15 protein-coding genes are annotated in these 16,629 nt (G+C 27.7%); 14 read left to right on the forward strand and 1 reads right to left on the reverse strand.

Annotation, left to right across the window (positions count from 1 at the left end; genetic code table 11):
• Positions 1-30 precede the first annotated feature (30 nt).
• The 5 genes from ALEK_RS08050 (at position 31) to ALEK_RS08070 (ending at position 5,634) form a co-directional block, all read left to right on the forward strand.
• Positions 31-657: a LysE family translocator gene (locus ALEK_RS08050; RefSeq protein WP_071625677.1), complete on the forward strand. Its 627-nt coding sequence runs from the start codon at positions 31-33 to the stop codon at positions 655-657.
• A 158-nt stretch (positions 658-815) separates the two neighbouring features.
• Positions 816-1,298 (forward strand): RNA polymerase sigma factor, encoded by a 483-nt coding sequence (locus ALEK_RS08055; RefSeq protein ID WP_071625676.1) that lies wholly within the window; start codon positions 816-818, stop codon positions 1,296-1,298.
• Positions 1,291-2,280 carry a FecR family protein gene (locus tag ALEK_RS08060; RefSeq protein WP_083574574.1) on the forward strand — a complete coding sequence of 330 codons (990 nt, stop codon included), beginning with the start codon at positions 1,291-1,293 and terminating at the stop codon, positions 2,278-2,280. The genes ALEK_RS08055 and ALEK_RS08060 overlap by 8 nt, the downstream gene beginning before the upstream one ends.
• A gap of 92 nt (positions 2,281-2,372) precedes the next feature.
• Positions 2,373-4,715, forward strand: coding sequence for a TonB-dependent siderophore receptor (locus ALEK_RS08065; protein WP_071625675.1), 2,343 nt, complete (start codon positions 2,373-2,375; stop codon positions 4,713-4,715).
• Positions 4,705-5,634 carry a PepSY-associated TM helix domain-containing protein gene (locus ALEK_RS08070; RefSeq protein ID WP_071625674.1) on the forward strand — a complete coding sequence of 310 codons (930 nt, stop codon included), beginning with the start codon at positions 4,705-4,707 and terminating at the stop codon, positions 5,632-5,634. The genes ALEK_RS08065 and ALEK_RS08070 overlap by 11 nt, the downstream gene beginning before the upstream one ends.
• A gap of 55 nt (positions 5,635-5,689) precedes the next feature.
• Here the strand turns inward: ALEK_RS08070 and ALEK_RS08075 are convergent, their stop codons facing one another.
• A complete protein-coding gene (locus tag ALEK_RS08075) occupies positions 5,690-6,727 on the reverse strand; it encodes a coproporphyrinogen III oxidase (protein ID WP_071625673.1) in 1,038 nt (345 codons plus the stop codon).
• A gap of 118 nt (positions 6,728-6,845) precedes the next feature.
• Here ALEK_RS08075 and ALEK_RS08080 point away from each other — a divergent pair, with 118 nt between their 5' ends.
• The 9 genes from ALEK_RS08080 to ALEK_RS08120 all read left to right on the forward strand — a co-directional run bounded on the left by ALEK_RS08080 (position 6,846) and on the right by ALEK_RS08120 (position 16,411).
• A complete protein-coding gene (locus tag ALEK_RS08080; protein ID WP_071625672.1) occupies positions 6,846-7,430 on the forward strand; it encodes a DJ-1/PfpI family protein in 585 nt (194 codons plus the stop codon).
• A 65-nt stretch (positions 7,431-7,495) separates the two neighbouring features.
• Positions 7,496-8,491, forward strand: a complete 996-nt coding sequence (locus ALEK_RS08085; RefSeq protein ID WP_071625671.1) for an adenosine deaminase — start codon at positions 7,496-7,498, stop codon at positions 8,489-8,491.
• 27 nt (positions 8,492-8,518) lie between these two features.
• Positions 8,519-8,968 carry a protein tyrosine phosphatase family protein gene (locus ALEK_RS08090; RefSeq protein WP_071625670.1) on the forward strand — a complete coding sequence of 150 codons (450 nt, stop codon included), beginning with the start codon at positions 8,519-8,521 and terminating at the stop codon, positions 8,966-8,968.
• Positions 8,969-9,103: 135 nt separating this feature from the next.
• Positions 9,104-10,210 (forward strand): homoserine O-acetyltransferase MetX, encoded by a 1,107-nt coding sequence (metX, locus tag ALEK_RS08095; protein ID WP_071625669.1) that lies wholly within the window; start codon positions 9,104-9,106, stop codon positions 10,208-10,210.
• 2 nt (positions 10,211-10,212) lie between these two features.
• On the forward strand, positions 10,213-10,413 hold the full coding sequence (locus ALEK_RS08100; RefSeq protein WP_071625668.1) for an exodeoxyribonuclease VII small subunit: 201 nt from the start codon (positions 10,213-10,215) through the stop codon (positions 10,411-10,413).
• 140 nt (positions 10,414-10,553) lie between these two features.
• Positions 10,554-11,234: a HesA/MoeB/ThiF family protein gene (locus tag ALEK_RS08105; RefSeq protein ID WP_173424127.1), complete on the forward strand. Its 681-nt coding sequence runs from the start codon at positions 10,554-10,556 to the stop codon at positions 11,232-11,234.
• Between the two features lie 149 nt (positions 11,235-11,383).
• Positions 11,384-14,626 (forward strand): carbamoyl-phosphate synthase large subunit, encoded by a 3,243-nt coding sequence (gene carB, locus ALEK_RS08110; protein WP_071625667.1) that lies wholly within the window; start codon positions 11,384-11,386, stop codon positions 14,624-14,626.
• Positions 14,626-15,069, forward strand: a complete 444-nt coding sequence (locus tag ALEK_RS08115) for a Sua5/YciO/YrdC/YwlC family protein (protein ID WP_071625666.1) — start codon at positions 14,626-14,628, stop codon at positions 15,067-15,069. The genes carB and ALEK_RS08115 overlap by 1 nt, the downstream gene beginning before the upstream one ends.
• A 40-nt stretch (positions 15,070-15,109) precedes the next feature.
• Positions 15,110-16,411, forward strand: a complete 1,302-nt coding sequence (locus tag ALEK_RS08120) for an ATP-binding protein (protein WP_071625665.1) — start codon at positions 15,110-15,112, stop codon at positions 16,409-16,411.
• Positions 16,412-16,629 lie beyond the last annotated feature (218 nt).

Below are 16,629 nucleotides of genomic sequence, written 5' to 3' on the forward strand. Positions count from 1 at the left end.
AATTTTGATATTGAATAAAGGAGACAAAATATGGAAGTAATTACGTTCTTATTTATTATGACTTCAACAATTATTATATTAACTCCAGGTCAAGATATGTTACTTGTAATGTCAAGATCATTAGCTCAAGGGCAAAAAGCTGGAGTTATTACAGCCCTTGGAGTTAGTATTGGACTTATGGGGCATACTTTATTAGCTACTTTAGGACTCGGAGCTTTATTAATGGCTAGTGACTGGGTCTTTAATATTATCAAATATATTGGTGCTGCATATTTAATTTATATTGGTTATCAATTATTAACAAGTAAAGAACACAAATTAGCAGTAAAAGATGATATTCCAAAAGTATCATATACAAAAATGTTTATTCAAGGAGCATTTTCTAATATAAGTAATCCTAAAATTACAATTTTTTATTTCTCATATTTACCACAATTTGTTGTTCCCAATGGGGGAAGTGAAGCTTCTCAATTATTTATTTTAGGGCTTACATTTGCTGTACTTACTTTTTTATTAAAAGCACCAATTGGACTGTTATCTGGATTATTATCTTTTTGGATAAAAACAAGACCTTATTTATTAAATTATATTCATAAAACAAGTGGAACTATTCTAATTGCTTTAGGAGTTAAACTGGCATTGGAAGATAGAAATTAACTTTTAATAATAATGTTAGTTGAGAAAAAGTAGTTGAAAGTTAACTACTTTTTTTCGTGATTTAGTACGACTAATAGAATAATATATTAACTTAAGCTTTTTCTTATTAATTAATGATTATAGTTCTCAATATTATATTTTAGAAGGATTTTGTCTATATGTTATCGTATTATAAAGAGTTATTTGCGTATATACAAAATCTAGTACGTGATAAAGAGTATGCTAAAGATATAACACAAGAGACTTATATGCGTACTTTAGAAGCTAATACAAATACTCCTATTGATAATAAAAGAGCCTTTTTATACAGGGTTGCAAAAAATATCATAATTGATCAAGCAAGAAAAAATAATAAAACTAATTTTATTGAATTTGAAGAAAAAGATATTCTCTCAAAAGATATTCAAGCCGAAGAAATAGTATTAAAATTAAATGAAGATCAAGTTTTATATGAAGAAATAAAAAAATTACCACAAAAAAGAAGACAAGTTTTTGTATTGTATATTGTTGAAGGATACTCGAGAAAAGAGATTTCTCAAGTTTTAAATATTACAATAGCTTCTGTTGAAAAGCATATATCAAGGGCTTCTCTTCAAATTAGAGAGAGTTTAGAATCAAACAAGGATATTATTGGTGAATAAGGTTACAATTCAAGAGCAAGCCTGTAATTGGTTAAATCTTAAAAAAGAAAAATGTCCTACTTTTAATAATGAAGAATTTTTAGTCTGGTTAAATGAAAAAGAAGAACATTTTAGTGCTTACAAAAAAGAAGAAGAGTTAAGAAAAAATATAAGTGCTATTTCAAATGATGTTTTAAAAGAGTTAAGTAGTGAAGTTTTTAATGAAATTAAAGAGAATAAAAATAGAAAAATTTTATTTAAAGCTATTATTCCATATTCTCTTGCTGCTTCATTACTTTTGATTTTATCTTTTTCTATTTTTGAAATGTTTAAAGGTCCTGAAGTTTTATATTCAAAAGAGTTCATAACTAAAAATAAAGTTCTTACTAATATTAAATTAAAGGACAACTCTATAATTTCACTTGATTCTAATACTACTTTAAAAATCAAATATTATGAGAAGTCAAGAGAAGTATTACTGAAAAAAGGAAAAGCTTTCTTTTGGGTAAAATCAAATAGAAATCGTCCTTTCCTTATAAATGCCAATTTTACAAATGTTGAAGTAATTGGAACAAAGTTTGAAGTAAGTAATATCAATAATCGTGTTGATGTAAATGTTAAAGAGGGACGAGTAAAAGTGGCTAAAGTTTTTAATAAAAATAAAAAACCAAGAATTTTAGTACTATTAGAAAAAGGGCAAAAAGTTTCACTTAATAGTAATGGTGAAATAGATAAACTTCAAAATATTAATGTTAAATCTATTGCTCCCTGGGAACAAGGAAAATTAATATTTAAACAAGATAGTTTAAAAAATGTTATGTACGAATTTTCTAAGCATTTAGATATCGATGTGAAATTTGAAACAAAAAAGAGTTCCTTATATGCAATAACAGGGGAATTTAATACTAATAAATTTGATAACTTATTAAAATCTTTACCTCTAATTCATCCAATTTCTATAGAAAGAACTGCTAATAAAATTCTAATAAAAGAGAAATTTTAAAATTTCTCTAAATTTCCTGTCAACTTTTTTTTGCTTTAACGTCTTCTTATATAAGAGAACAATTCTCATAATCATTATACAAGGAAGAATAAATGAATATATTAAAATCATCTTTAATAATTCCAGGACTTGCTATACTATTACAAACAAATGGTTTAGCAGAACAGTTATACTCAACAAATACTTCATTATTAATTGAATCAATCCAAGAAGTATCTAAAATTTCAAATATACCTTATATTGTTGATACAAATATTTTAAAAGGTAAATCAGCAAAGATTATTAATAGTGTTGAAGGTGTAAATAAGGCTTTAGAAGAGATATTAAGAGGTAGTGGTTTAGATTTTGTTATCAAAAATAATACTATTATTATAAAAGAGAAATCTAATAAAGTTAAAGAACATAATAATCAAAATAGAGCAAAACTTGGTGATATTACTGTAAAAAGTGATTTTTTATCAAATGTAGACTATGAAGATTTACAGTATTTTGGTGGAAGTAGAACTGTAATTGATATAGATAAATCAAAAAATTTAGGTGATGCTTCTATTTCTGATTCTATGAAAAGAATTCCAGGTGTTATTTCATCAAAACAAGATGGAACAGGTGGCTCTTCATCATCATTAAATATTGGTGTTAGAGGAATGGCTCAAAGGTTATCTCCAAGAACAACTGTTTTATTAGATGGGATTCCTTTATCAGTTGCACCATATGGGCAACCTCAATTATCTTTAGCTCCAGTTTCATTTGATATGTTATCAAGTATAGATGTTATTAGAGGAGGGGGAAGTGTAAGATATGGACCTCAAAATGTTGGAGGAATTATTAACTTTAATACAAAAGATATTCCAGAAGAATTCCAAGGTACTATTCAAGCAAGTGGAACTTATTATACAGAAGGTGAGAGTAAACTTGAAGGTAAATCATATTCTCTTTTTACAGGTGGAATGATTAATGAAAATAATGGATTAGCACTTTTTTATGATGGCAAAAAAGGTTCATCTTGGAGAGATCACTCAAAAACTAATATTGATAATATTATGTTAAAAACAAAACATAAACTAAATGATAATCATACTTTAAAAACAAGACTTACATACTATACTGCAAATAATGACATGCCGGGAGGTTTAACTCAAGCAGAGTATGAAGAAAATCCATATCAATCAAAAAGACCTTATGATAATTTTGAAGGAGATAGAAAAGAGTTAGCTTTATTTTATGATGGACAATTAAGTGATACTACTTTTGCTGAAATAAAAACTTTTTATAATACAAGTGATAGAACTTTTATTTACTCAAGAGGTGCATCTGATATATCTACAAGATTAGATACTTTACCTAGAGAGTATAAAGTTTTTGGATTAGAAGCTAGAGTTTCAGAGCAAATTAAATTAGGAAGTATTGATTCGGAATTATCTTTTGGTTATAGATATATAAAAGAAGATGCTGATGAAAAAAGACATAGAAGAAGTTTTACTGCTGGGTCTGATCCTTATTCTGTATCAGCTGTAACAAATAGAGATAGTCACAATGAAACAAAAGCACATGCTTTGTATACTGATTGGAGATTTGATTTAGATAAGCTTACTCTTACTCCTGGACTTAGATATGAAAAAGTTGATATTTCAAGACTTAATAATCTTACGGCTTTTGAAGAAGATATTAATTATACAAAAGCCTTACCTTCTTTAAATGTAAGTTATAAATTAAATGATTCATGGACAACATATGGAAGTTATAATAAATCTTTTGGAAGTGTTCAACATTTACAGTTAAATCTTCAAGATAAAGGACAAAATACACTAAAGCCTGAAACAGCAGATATCTATGAAGTAGGAGCAAGATATTTTAATGATAATGCTGATTTTGAAACTACGCTATTTTACATAGACTTCGAAGATCAATTAGGATATAGCAGTGTTGTTAAAAAATGGGAAAATAGGGGAAAAACAGTTCATAAAGGTATTGAATTAGCTGGAAACTTATATCTTGATGATATTGCAGAGATTTTAGAAGGTAGTAGTTTTTATGGAAACTATACATATTTAGATGCAAGATATAAAGAAACAAATGTTAATAATTATATTGAATTTACATCAAAACACACAGGATTAATAGGTTACAAATATAGTGAAAATAATGATTGGAGTGCATTTATAGAGATGTATTATCAATCAGAACAATATGCAGATAATCTAAATACTCAAGATGAAAATACAGCAGCTTCATTAGGAACAATGCCAGCTTATGCACTTACAAATATTGGATATACAAAATCTTTAGCTTTAGCTAATAATGATTTATCTTTTTCTTTAGGAGTTAAAAATTTATTTAATAAGGAATATTTTACTAGATCTACAGATACCTTAGGTAATGGTAAATATATTGGTGCACCTAGAGAAATATACTTTTCAATGAAATATGATTTCTAGGAAAATACATAAATATTTAGCAAAAATATTATTATTTTTTATTATTTCCATGACTTTATCTGGAAGTATTTTGTTATATAAAGAAGAGATAATTAACTCTTCTTTATGTATTCAAAAAAATAGTATTAGTATTTTAAATAAAAGTGCATTTATAAATAATATAAATAAACTTGCACATATAAAATCTATTATTTTTACAAAAAGTAATTACTACTATATAGTTTCTTTAAAAAATAAAAAGAAGTTATATTTTCAAAGTGATAATTCTCAAATACTTGATTGTAGATATATTGATATTACAAACTTTCTAAGCAAGCTTCATTATACGTTTTTTATTAGTAAATATTTTATTTGTTTTATTGGTATATCTATATGTTTCTTGCTTATTAGTGGTTTTTATATGATAAAAAAATTTAAGATACGAAACTTACATATGAATGTAGGCTTTATATCTTTTCCTTTTTTATTAATATTTATTTTAAGTGGAAGTTTTCTTCCTTTAAAAAGTATATTTATAAAGACTTTTTTTAATGAGTATAATACTTACCCTAGTGTAAAGCTAGTAAAAAATGATACTACATTAGACTTTGATAAGTTATATAAAAAGTTTTCAAAGGAAATAAAAAATGGAAGAATAACAAGAATTTATTTCCAAAAAAATAACTCTTCAGAATATATTTTTAGAATTAAATACTTGAAAGAAGTTCATCCTAATGGAAAATCATATTTAGTTGTAAATCCAAGTACTTATAAAATAATAGAAAATATAGATGCACGAAAACATCATGCATTAATTGGAATAGTAGAAAATATATATACTTTTCACTCAGCAAAATATGAAAATAAAATATACACATTTTTTGTATTTTTAATCTCTTTAATTTTAATTTTTTTATGTTTTAGGGTATTAAAAAGATAATCTAGTAAAACTTTATTTCTAGGCTATATTACAGAAATAAAGTTTGCTAGTTTTCTTACTTCTTATCGTGATTTGATACAGTTGATGGAATCGTATTTCCACTTGCTTGCATACTTAAAGCTTCTGGGTATTTCTTGTAATGTTCTCTTACAATTGAAGCTAGTTTTTCTTTTGTTTTAACATCTACACAGCCTTGTGCATTTAAAACCTCTGCTAGGTTTTTAACTAATTCATCTTGTGGTTTTTCTACTTTAGATGACCAAGAATCTAATAGTTTTTTATTTACAAAAGTAGGTAATGAGCCCATAATACCAACATCATTTTGTGAATGAATTAATAATCCAGAAGTTGTACCTCTATCTAATGTTAATACTTGGAATAAATATAAAGTATGATAATCAAGTTGAGCTTTTATATCTTGTACTGAAAACTCTTTTCTAGTTTTGAAAGCATTATTTATAATATTTATATATGTATCAATAACTCCCTCTCCAAATTTTAAAGCAAAAGTAGAATCATCTTCTTTATTAGCTGTTTTATAGTTTTCTAAATAAAAGTGACTAACTCCTCTATGCCTATTAAGTGCAGGAATATTAAAGTATTTATTACCTTGTTTTACTCCCTCTTCATAAGTAGAACTAGCTAAATCTTCAATAGCTTTATCAAAAATATTTTTATCTTCTTCATTTATAATACTAGGATTTAAATCAGCCATAACTCTCCAATAAGCTCCACCATCTCTTAGTTTTGTTAAAGATATATGAATATGGATTGATGGAACTTGCGGATTTTTTGGATGAATAATAGTAGAAATTGCACTAGCACTTTGTAATTTTTTTGTATCATCTTCATCATAATGAACTTGTGATACATTTACACTTGCTGTATTAAATAAAATATTATCTCTAGCTTCAAATCTAGAACCACCACCATGGATTCCTTCATCTCGAAGCCAAGTTACTTCTTCAAAGTTTTTGTTTTCACCAATTGTTTGACTTAAATTATTTAGTTTATCTACAAATTTTTTTTGTAATGTTCTAACTAAAGTGTATGCTTCAATAGCTTCATTTTCTTTACTCATAATCATTGTCATTAATAATAGCCTTGATAATTTTTCTCGTATTGTAACATATTTGATATTTTTGTCATAAAAATATTACTTTCCTTTGGTTATAATCCCAATGAAATTATAAGGTTTAGGAATAAATTTAATGAATATTGGAATTTATATATATGAAGATGCTGAAGTTCTGGACTTCTCAGGACCATTTGAGGTTTTCTCAACTGCATCAAGATTTTTGAAGAAAAAAGAAAAATTTAACGTTTATTTAATATCAGAAGAGAATAAGATAACAAAAGCAAGAGGTGGATATCAAGTCTTAGCAAATCATAGTTTTGCAGATTGTCCGAATTTAGATGTATTAATTGTTTCAGGTGGTGTACACACTAGAGAAATGAAAAAAGAAAATGTACAAAAGTGGATTAAAGAACAATCAAAAAAAGTTCATTTAACAACTTCTGTATGTACAGGAGCTTTTTTATTAGCAAGTTCAAAAGTAATCAAAAAACAAAATGTTACTACTCATTGGGAAGATTGTGAAGATTTACAAAAAGAGTTTCCTAAACTAAATGTAATAGAGAATAAAAGATGGGTAGAGGATGACTCTATTATCACTTCTGGCGGTATTTCTGCGGGAATTGATATGAGTTTATATTTAGTTAGTAAATTACATAGTAAAGACCTAGCAATAAAAACAGCAAACCAAATGGAATTTGATTGGACTGTAAATAAATAAAATAACACTTTTTTGACATACAAAGATAGTATAATAAGAGAAATAAAATATTATATTGGATTTATATGAAAGAATTTATACAGTTATTACCAAAAGCAGAGTTACATCTACATATTGAAGGTTCACTTGAACCTGAGTTGATGTTTTCTCTTGCTAAAAAAAATAAAATAGAGATACCTTACAAAAATATAGAAGATGTTAGAACTGCTTACAACTTCACAAACTTACAAAGCTTTTTAGATATTTATTACGCAGGTGCTAATGTACTTATTACAAAACAAGATTTTTATGATTTAACATGGGATTATATTTTAAGATGTGTAGAAGATAATGTAATTCATACTGAAATCTTCTTTGACCCTCAAACACATACTCATAGAGGAATAGCTTTTGAAACAGTTATAACAGGAATTAAAGAAGCATTAAATGATGCTCATAAGAAGTTTGGAATTACATCAAATATTATCATGTGTTTTTTAAGACATTTATCACAAGAAGATGCTTTAGAGACTTTTGAAATGGCATTAGACTATAAAGATGACATTATAGGTATTGGTCTTGACTCATCTGAAATTGGAAATCCTCCTTCAAAGTTTGAAGAAGTATTTAAAAAAGCAAAGGAAGAGGGTTTTAAGCTTGTAGCTCATGCAGGAGAAGAAGCTGATGTATCTTATATTTATGAAGCATTAGATTTATTAGATATTCACAGAATTGACCATGGTGTACAATCAATTAATTCAGAAGAGTTAATGGAAAGATTAAAAGAAGAACAAATACCTCTAACTGTATGTCCTAACTCAAATATAGAATTAAAAGTATTCCAAACATATAAAGAACACAATATTAAGAATATGTTAGATTATGGTCTTAATGTTACAGTTAATTCTGATGACCCTGCATATTTCAAAGGTTATATGAATAAAAACTTCTTGAATTTATGTGAAAACCTACCTTTAACAAAAGAAGATATTATCAAACTAGTAAAGAATTCATTTAGATCATCTTTTATATCTGATGAGTTAAAAGAAAAATACCTTAAAAAAGTTGACGAGTATATTTAGATATAATTCCATTTCTAAAGGAAGCAAATGGAAAATATCTTAAATTATATAAAAATAAATGAATTAATATCAACAGCAGGACAGCCAACAATAGAGCAGTTTAAAACAATTCAAGAGAATGATTTTGAAGTTGTTATAAACCTAGCTTTATGTAACTCTACAAATGCAATAGAAAATGAAGACAAGATTGTAAGTGAATTAGGAATGACTTATATTCATATTCCTGTTGATTTTGAGAATCCAAAATTAAGTGATGTAAAACAATTTTTAAATATTCTTCAAGCATTAGGGTCTAATAAAGTACTAGTTCATTGTGCAATGAATTATAGAGTTACTGCATTTATGTATGTATATCACAAATACATTTTGAAAACACCTTTTGATAACATTGACTTATCAATGTTCGAGCAATGGGGACCAGATGAAATCTGGCAATCTATTATAAAAGCTGATATTAAAGAGATAAAAGAAGCATAAAATAAGCCGTTTTAAGACATAAGTAAACCATATTCTTATAATACTTTAGATAACATTTCATTATTATTTAACTAAGAGATTATAAATTATAGTTCTAAAAATAGAGCACAACTATTATTTAAGAATGGAAAAAAATTGAGAATTGAGACAAGAACAGCAAAATTTGATGAACCATTATATTTAGAGAGTGGTAGGATTTTAGAATCTTACGAAATCGTATATGAAACTTATGGGGAACTAAATGAAGATAAATCAAATGTAATTGTTATTTGTCATGCTCTTGCAGGAAGTCATCACGCTGCAGGAAGATATGCAAATGAAGCAAAAGCTGGATGGTGGGATAAATTTATTGGAGATGGTAAAACTATTGATACTACTAAGTATTTTGTAATTTGTTCAAATAACTTAGGAAGTTCTTTTGGTTCTACTAATGCTTTAAGTATAGACCCATCAACAGGGGAAGAGTATAGATTAAAATTTCCTATATTAACAATATCAGATGTTGTTAAAGGTCAAATGAAACTATATGAAAGCTTAGGTATTCAAAAAGCCAAAGCTGTTATTGGCGGTTCAATGGGTGGAATGCAAGCACTATGTTATTCTATTGAGCATCCAGAATTTACAGATACAGTAATAGCTATGGCTACAACTGCATATACAAGACCTTGGGCAATTGCTATTAATAAAATTGCAATAGAAGCTATTAGGCATGATCCTACTTTTAAAGATGGGTTTTATGAAAAAGATGATTTATTAGCACAAGGTTTACCCGGACTTGCTATTGGAAGAATGGCAGGACTTATTGCGTATTTAAGCCCAACTTTATTCAATGATAAGTTTGGTAGAGAATATTCAGCAACAGATGGTTTATATGAATTGTTTGGTAGATTTGAAGTTGAGCGATATTTAGAATACAACGCATATAACTTCCCTAAGACTTTTGACCCATTGTCTTATCTATATATATGTAAAACAATGAATATTTTTGATGCAGGAAGAAATAAAGATAAATTAGAAGATTCATTTGATAAAATTAAATGTAATCTACATCTTATCTCTTTTGAAGATGATATGTTATTCTTCCCAGAAGAGATGGAAGAGATAAGAGATATTATGCACAAGCTTGGAAAAGAAAAACAAGTAACATATAAAATGGTAAACAGTAAATCTGGACATGATTCATTTTTAGTTGAACTAGACAAATTTGAAGATTATGTATTAGATATATTAAATAAGGAATAAATTTGAGTACAGAAAAAAAAGAAGAATTAGCTTTTGAAGATAAAATCGTAAAAGCAAAAGAATTATTAGAAAAACTAGCTAACCCACAAATTACATTAAGTGATTCAGTAGATGTATATAAAAATGGAATCAAAGAGCTTGATGAAGCACAAAAACTTCTAGATGAAGCAAAACTAATATTTACAACTGAGAATAAAAACTAATAAACTTTTCCTTTTGGGAAGTTTATTATCTAATCATAATCTTACACTTGACGACAGTCAAAGAAATTTAACCTTATTTTGCTATCATTACAATATAAAATAATATAAATAAACTATACTTATATACTAAGGATTAAACAATGAGCGAAATACACGAGTTTTTCAATAGACAAATAAAGCTTTGGGGTGAAGATACTCAAGATTCATTACAAAACAAAAAAGTTGCAATTATTGGTAGTGGAGGATTAGGGTGTACTTTAGCAATTGCCCTAGGTGCTTCAGGTATTGGAGAGTTTGCATTTGTTGATTTTGATGAGGTTGGTGTTCATAATATTCATAGACAAATTGGATTCAAAGTTGGTGATGATGGAAAAGCTAAATGTGAAGTTTTAAAAGAACTTGTAGAAGCTAGATGTCCATATACAAAAGTAACTGCTTATAATGAATCTTTCCAAGATTTTGCAAAAAGAGGTTTAGAATTTGATTTAATTATTGATGGAACAGATAATCTTCCTACACGTGCTGATATTAATGCCTATTGTATGGAAAACAATCAAGCATGGATTTATGGATCTGTTGAAGAATTCCATGGGCAAGTTTGTTTCTTTGAAAAAGCATCATATGAAGCAGTATTCCAAATCAATGATAGAAAACCAAATGGTATTGCTTGTCCAATCGTAATGCATATTGGTTCGCTTCAAGCAAACCTTGCTATTAGATACTTAACGGGACTTCCTGTTAAAAAAGATGTATTATATTACTTATCATTTGATGATGAGGGTGTAATTTCTACTAAAAAATTCAATCTTCCAGCATCTTAAACTAGATAAAAATAGTGTTAGCAAATTCTAACACTATTTTTATAATGTCATTTTACTCAAAAAAAACTTTTTCCAAATTGTATAACCCTTTTTTAAGCACTTCTTAGATATACTTCCCAAATTTATAAAAATATATGTGGGGAATTTTTATGCCAAAAAGAGAAGATATAAAGTCTATTTTACTTATCGGTTCTGGACCAATTATTATTGGTCAAGCGTGTGAGTTTGATTACTCAGGTACTCAAGCTACTAAGACACTTAAAGAACTAGGATATAGAGTTGTTTTAATTAATTCAAATCCAGCTACGATCATGACAGATCCAGAGTTTGCTGATAAAACTTATATTGAGCCAATTACTGAAGAAGTAGTTGCTAAAATTATTGAAAGAGAAAATATAGATGCTATCTTACCTACAATGGGTGGACAAACAGCACTAAATGTTGCAACATCAATGTATGACAAGGGTATGTTAGAAGGAATTCAATTCCTTGGAGCTCATCCTGATGCAATTAAAAAAGGTGAAGATAGACATCTTTTTAATGAAGCTATGATTAAAATTGGTATGGATTTACCAAAATCTGCTAATGCTTATACAGTTGAAGAAGCAATTGTAAAAGCAAAAGAGATCGGTTTCCCTGTAATTTCTAGAGCTTCATTCACACTTGCTGGTGGTGGTTCTGGTGTTGCATATAACATGGAAGAATTTAAAGCTTTAGCTGAATCTGGTATTGAAGCTTCTCCAATTAACGAGATTGAAATTATGGAATCTATGTTAGGTTGGAAAGAATACGAAATGGAAGTTATCAGAGATAAAAAAGATAACTGTATCATTGTATGTTCTATTGAAAACTTAGACCCAATGGGTGTACATACAGGAGATTCTACTACTATTGCTCCTGCTTTAACTTTAACAGATAAAGAATACCAAGATATGAGAAATGCTTCTTTTGCGATTCTGCGAGAAATTGGTGTTGATACTGGTGGATCAAACGTACAATTCTCAATTTGTCCAAATACTGGAAGAATGATTGTAATTGAAATGAATCCAAGAGTATCTAGATCTTCTGCATTAGCATCTAAAGCAACTGGTTATCCTATTGCAAAAGTTGCTACATTATTAGCAGTTGGATTTACTCTAGATGAAATCGAAAATGATATTACTGGTACTACTGCTTCGTTTGAACCTGTGATTGATTATATTGTTACTAAAGTTCCTAGATTTACTTTTGAAAAATTCCCTAAAGCAGATTCTACGCTTTCAACTGGTATGAAATCAGTTGGTGAAGTAATGGCTATTGGTAGAACTTTTAACGAGTCTATTCAAAAAGCATTATGTTCAATGGAAACTGGTCTTGTTGGATTCGATTCTTTATCTACTGATTTAGAATTTATTAAAAAAGAGATTAGAAGACCTAACTGTGATAGATTATTATACTTAATGGATGGTATGAGACAAGGTTTATCAAATGAAGATATCTTTGACTTATGTAAAGTTGATCCATGGTACTTAACTAAATACAGAGAAATGTACAATATTGAAAAATCAATTGATGCTTCAATTTTAACAAATGAAGAAGCTATGAGAATTGCAAAAGTAAATGGTTTCTCTGATGCAATGATTGCTCAACTTATTTCAAAAACTGAAGAAGATGTGTATCAAGCTAGAAAAGAATTAGATGTAAACTTAGAGTACAACGAAGTTGATACTTGTGCTGCTGAATTTAAAGCACTTACACCTTACCTTTACTCAACTACAAATATTACAAAATTACCAAAAGTTGAAAAACCAGAGTCTTCAGATAAGAAAGTATTAATTATTGGTGGAGGGCCTAACAGAATTGGTCAAGGTATTGAGTTTGATTATTGTTGTGTACATGCATCATTCGCATTAAATGAAATTGGTGTAAAAACAATTATGTATAACTGTAACCCAGAAACTGTATCTACTGATTATGATACATCTGATATTTTATACTTCGAACCAATAGACTTTGAACATGTAAGATCAGTAATTGAAAACGAAAACCCAGATGGTATTATTGTACACTTCGGTGGACAAACTCCATTAAAATTAGCAAATGCAATTCATGCTGCTGGTGGTAAAATCATCGGTACTACTGCTGAAGTAATTGATTTAGCTGAAGATAGAGAAAAATTCTCTACATTTGTTGAAAAAGCTGGATTATTACAACCTGAAAATGGTACTGCTGTTGAAGTAAATGGTGCTGTCGAAATTGCAGAGAGAATTGGATATCCAGTACTTGTAAGACCTTCTTTTGTACTTGGTGGAAGAGGAATGAGAATTGTTTACTCAACTGATGAATTAAAACAATATATGGCAGAAGCAGTATCAGTTTCAAATGATGCTCCTGTATTAATTGATAAATTCTTAGATAGAGCAATTGAACTTGATGTTGATTGTATTTCTGATGGTAAAGAAGTTTACATTGGTGGAATCATGCAACATATTGAAGAAGCTGGTGTTCACTCTGGTGACTCTGCTTGTTCATTACCTCCTGTTTCAATCTCTGAAGAATTAATTAAAGAATTAGAAGAGAAAACTAAAGCAATGGCACTAGGACTTGGTGTTGTTGGTTTAATGAATACTCAATATGCTATTCATAGAGGTGAAATTTTCTTAATTGAAGTAAACCCAAGAGCTTCTAGAACTGTTCCATTTGTTTCTAAAGCAACTGGTATGCCATTAGCAAAAATTGCTACTAGAGTAATGTGGGGTGAATCTTTAAGAGTTGCATTAGCTGCTTATGATAAAGATATCGTTACTGAAGACAATGGAGTATTAAAACCTAAATTAAAAGGTCATATTTCTGTTAAAGAAGCTGTATTCCCATTCAATAAATTATCTGGTTCAGATATGATTCTTACACCTGAAATGAAATCAACTGGTGAAGTAATGGGTATTTCTGATAACTTCGGTGAAGCATATGCAAAAGCACAAAGTGCTGCAAAAAATAATCTTCCAACAGAAGGTAAAGTATTTATTTCATTATGTGATTTAGATAAAGAATTTGCACCTGAAATTGCAAAAGGTTTAGTAGAAGAAGGTTTCTCAGTAGTTGCTACTGGTGGAACTCACAAAGCTATTTCTGATGCTGGAATTGAGTGTGAAAAAGTACTTAAAATTTCTGAAGGTAGACCAAATATTACTGATGCAATCACTAATGGTGAAATTGCATTAGCATTTAATACATCTGATGGAAAAGAATCATCTAAAGATGATGGTAAAAACATCAGAAGAGCAGTATTAAAAGAAAATGTTCCTTATGGTACAACTGCTGCTACTGCTTTAGCTTGTATTGAAGCAATGAAAGCTCTTAAAAGAAAAGAAGGCGTTCATGTACAATCTATTCAGGAATTCTTAGCGGACTAATGAATTCTTCATTAGTTTATCTTGTTCAAACTGATACAACTGTTGGTTTCTCATCATCTTCTGATGAGAGGCTATCAGATGTAAAACAAAGACCTAGGTCTAAAAAAATACTTCATACAGTAGATTCTTTCAAAACACTAAATAAATATACAAGAGTTCCAAAAAAATACAGAAAGCTTGTACGTAAATCTACAAAAACTACTTTTATATACCCAAATCTTAATTCATTTCGTGTAATCGAAAAAGAGGCATCTTTTTATAATTTTATAAAAAAATTTAAGATTTTATATTCTACTTCTGCAAATCTAACTGGTAATAAATTTGATGAAAAATTTGCTTTGATAAATAGTGATATTATTGTTTATGAGAATAATGGTTTCAGTGAGAAGGTATCTTCTTCTATTTATAAACTAAGTAAAACAAAAAGTTTAAGAATAAGATGATATAAGGTATAATACACATAAAATAACAAAAGATCATCTCATGTTTATACAAAGAAATAAAGAACTAAAACTTTTAGAAACAAGCTACACAGAGCCAAACTCTACTATGGATTTTGTTTTTGGTCCAAGAAATAGTGGTAAAACCAGCTTATTAAATGAGTTTTCTAAAGATAAAGATAGAATCTATATTTCTAATTATGAAATGATACCTTCCCTTTTTTTTACAAAAATAGCTAATATAATTAATAACTTTTTTAAAAACGATAATGTTGATTTTACTTTTAATTCTTTTTTAGAAGTATTAGAATTTTTGTCTAAACAAAAATTTGAAAATAAACTAATAGTAATTATTGACGATTTTCAGAATATACAAAAAGTTGATAAAAAAGCTTTAAGTGATTTAATAACTTTTTGGAAGAAAACACTAAAAAATAAAAATATGCAATTAGTTTTATCTTCATCTTTATTATTTAATGATGAATATGAAAAAGATATTAAAAAACTAAAATCAAATGTAATACAGTTAAACTATTTGGATTTTACAGCTATTAAATCAATGTTTCCAAAACTTAATAAACTTGATCAATTATATGTATATTCACTATTAGGAACTACACCTACAAATCTAAAATATTATAATCAGAATAAAAACTTTACTGATAATATTTTCAACTTATTCTTAGCTCCTAATTCTTATTTATTTGATTATGGAATTAGAGTATTAAAGTCAGAAATTACTGATATAGGTACCTATGCTTCTATATTACACTCTATATCTCAAGGAAATACAAAAATAGGGGATATAGCAGCTTCATTAAACGTTAAATCAACATATTTGACAAGATATATACAAAAGCTTATAGATATGATGGTTATCAAGAAAAGGGTCCCTTTACGGGAGGATAAGAAAAAATCAAAATTTGGTAGATATGAAATTCAAGATAATGCTTTAAAGTTTTGGTTCTCATATATTTATCCAAATCTTTCAAAACTGCAATTCTCAAAAATTGAAGAGGTAAGTAAATTAATTGAGGGAGAATTTATTAGTAAAACAGTTTTCCTAAATTATATTAAATGTATAAAAGAATATATTTATGCAAATCAAAAAGATACTTTTTCATATGAGCCAAGTTTTATTGGATCATGGTGGGATAATAATGGTAGTAATATTGATTTAATAGCTTACAACAACAAGTCAATAACTTTTGTACAAATACTATGGGAAGATAAAGATATGGCAAAAATATCTTATGGTAAACTAAAAGCTAGTTCTGAAAAATTTCCAACAACACTTGATAAGAAATATATAATCGTTACTAAAAACACTTTCTTTAATATCTAAAAACCAAAAAAAATACTTATAAAATACTAAATTATTATGTTTAAATACATAATAATTTTTACATATTAAATACAATAATAAACCCCTAATAAATGGGTCTAATGAATATTAATTAATATTATTATGTTGAATTTCATATTTATATTAATTAATATTGTTTTACTGCTTGCATATTATGATATAATCTTTACTAATTGTACAAACAAAAGGAACATATC

It is taken from the genome of Poseidonibacter lekithochrous (assembly GCF_013283835.1).
In the GTDB taxonomy this organism is placed as follows: Bacteria; Campylobacterota; Campylobacteria; order Campylobacterales; family Arcobacteraceae; genus Poseidonibacter; species Poseidonibacter lekithochrous.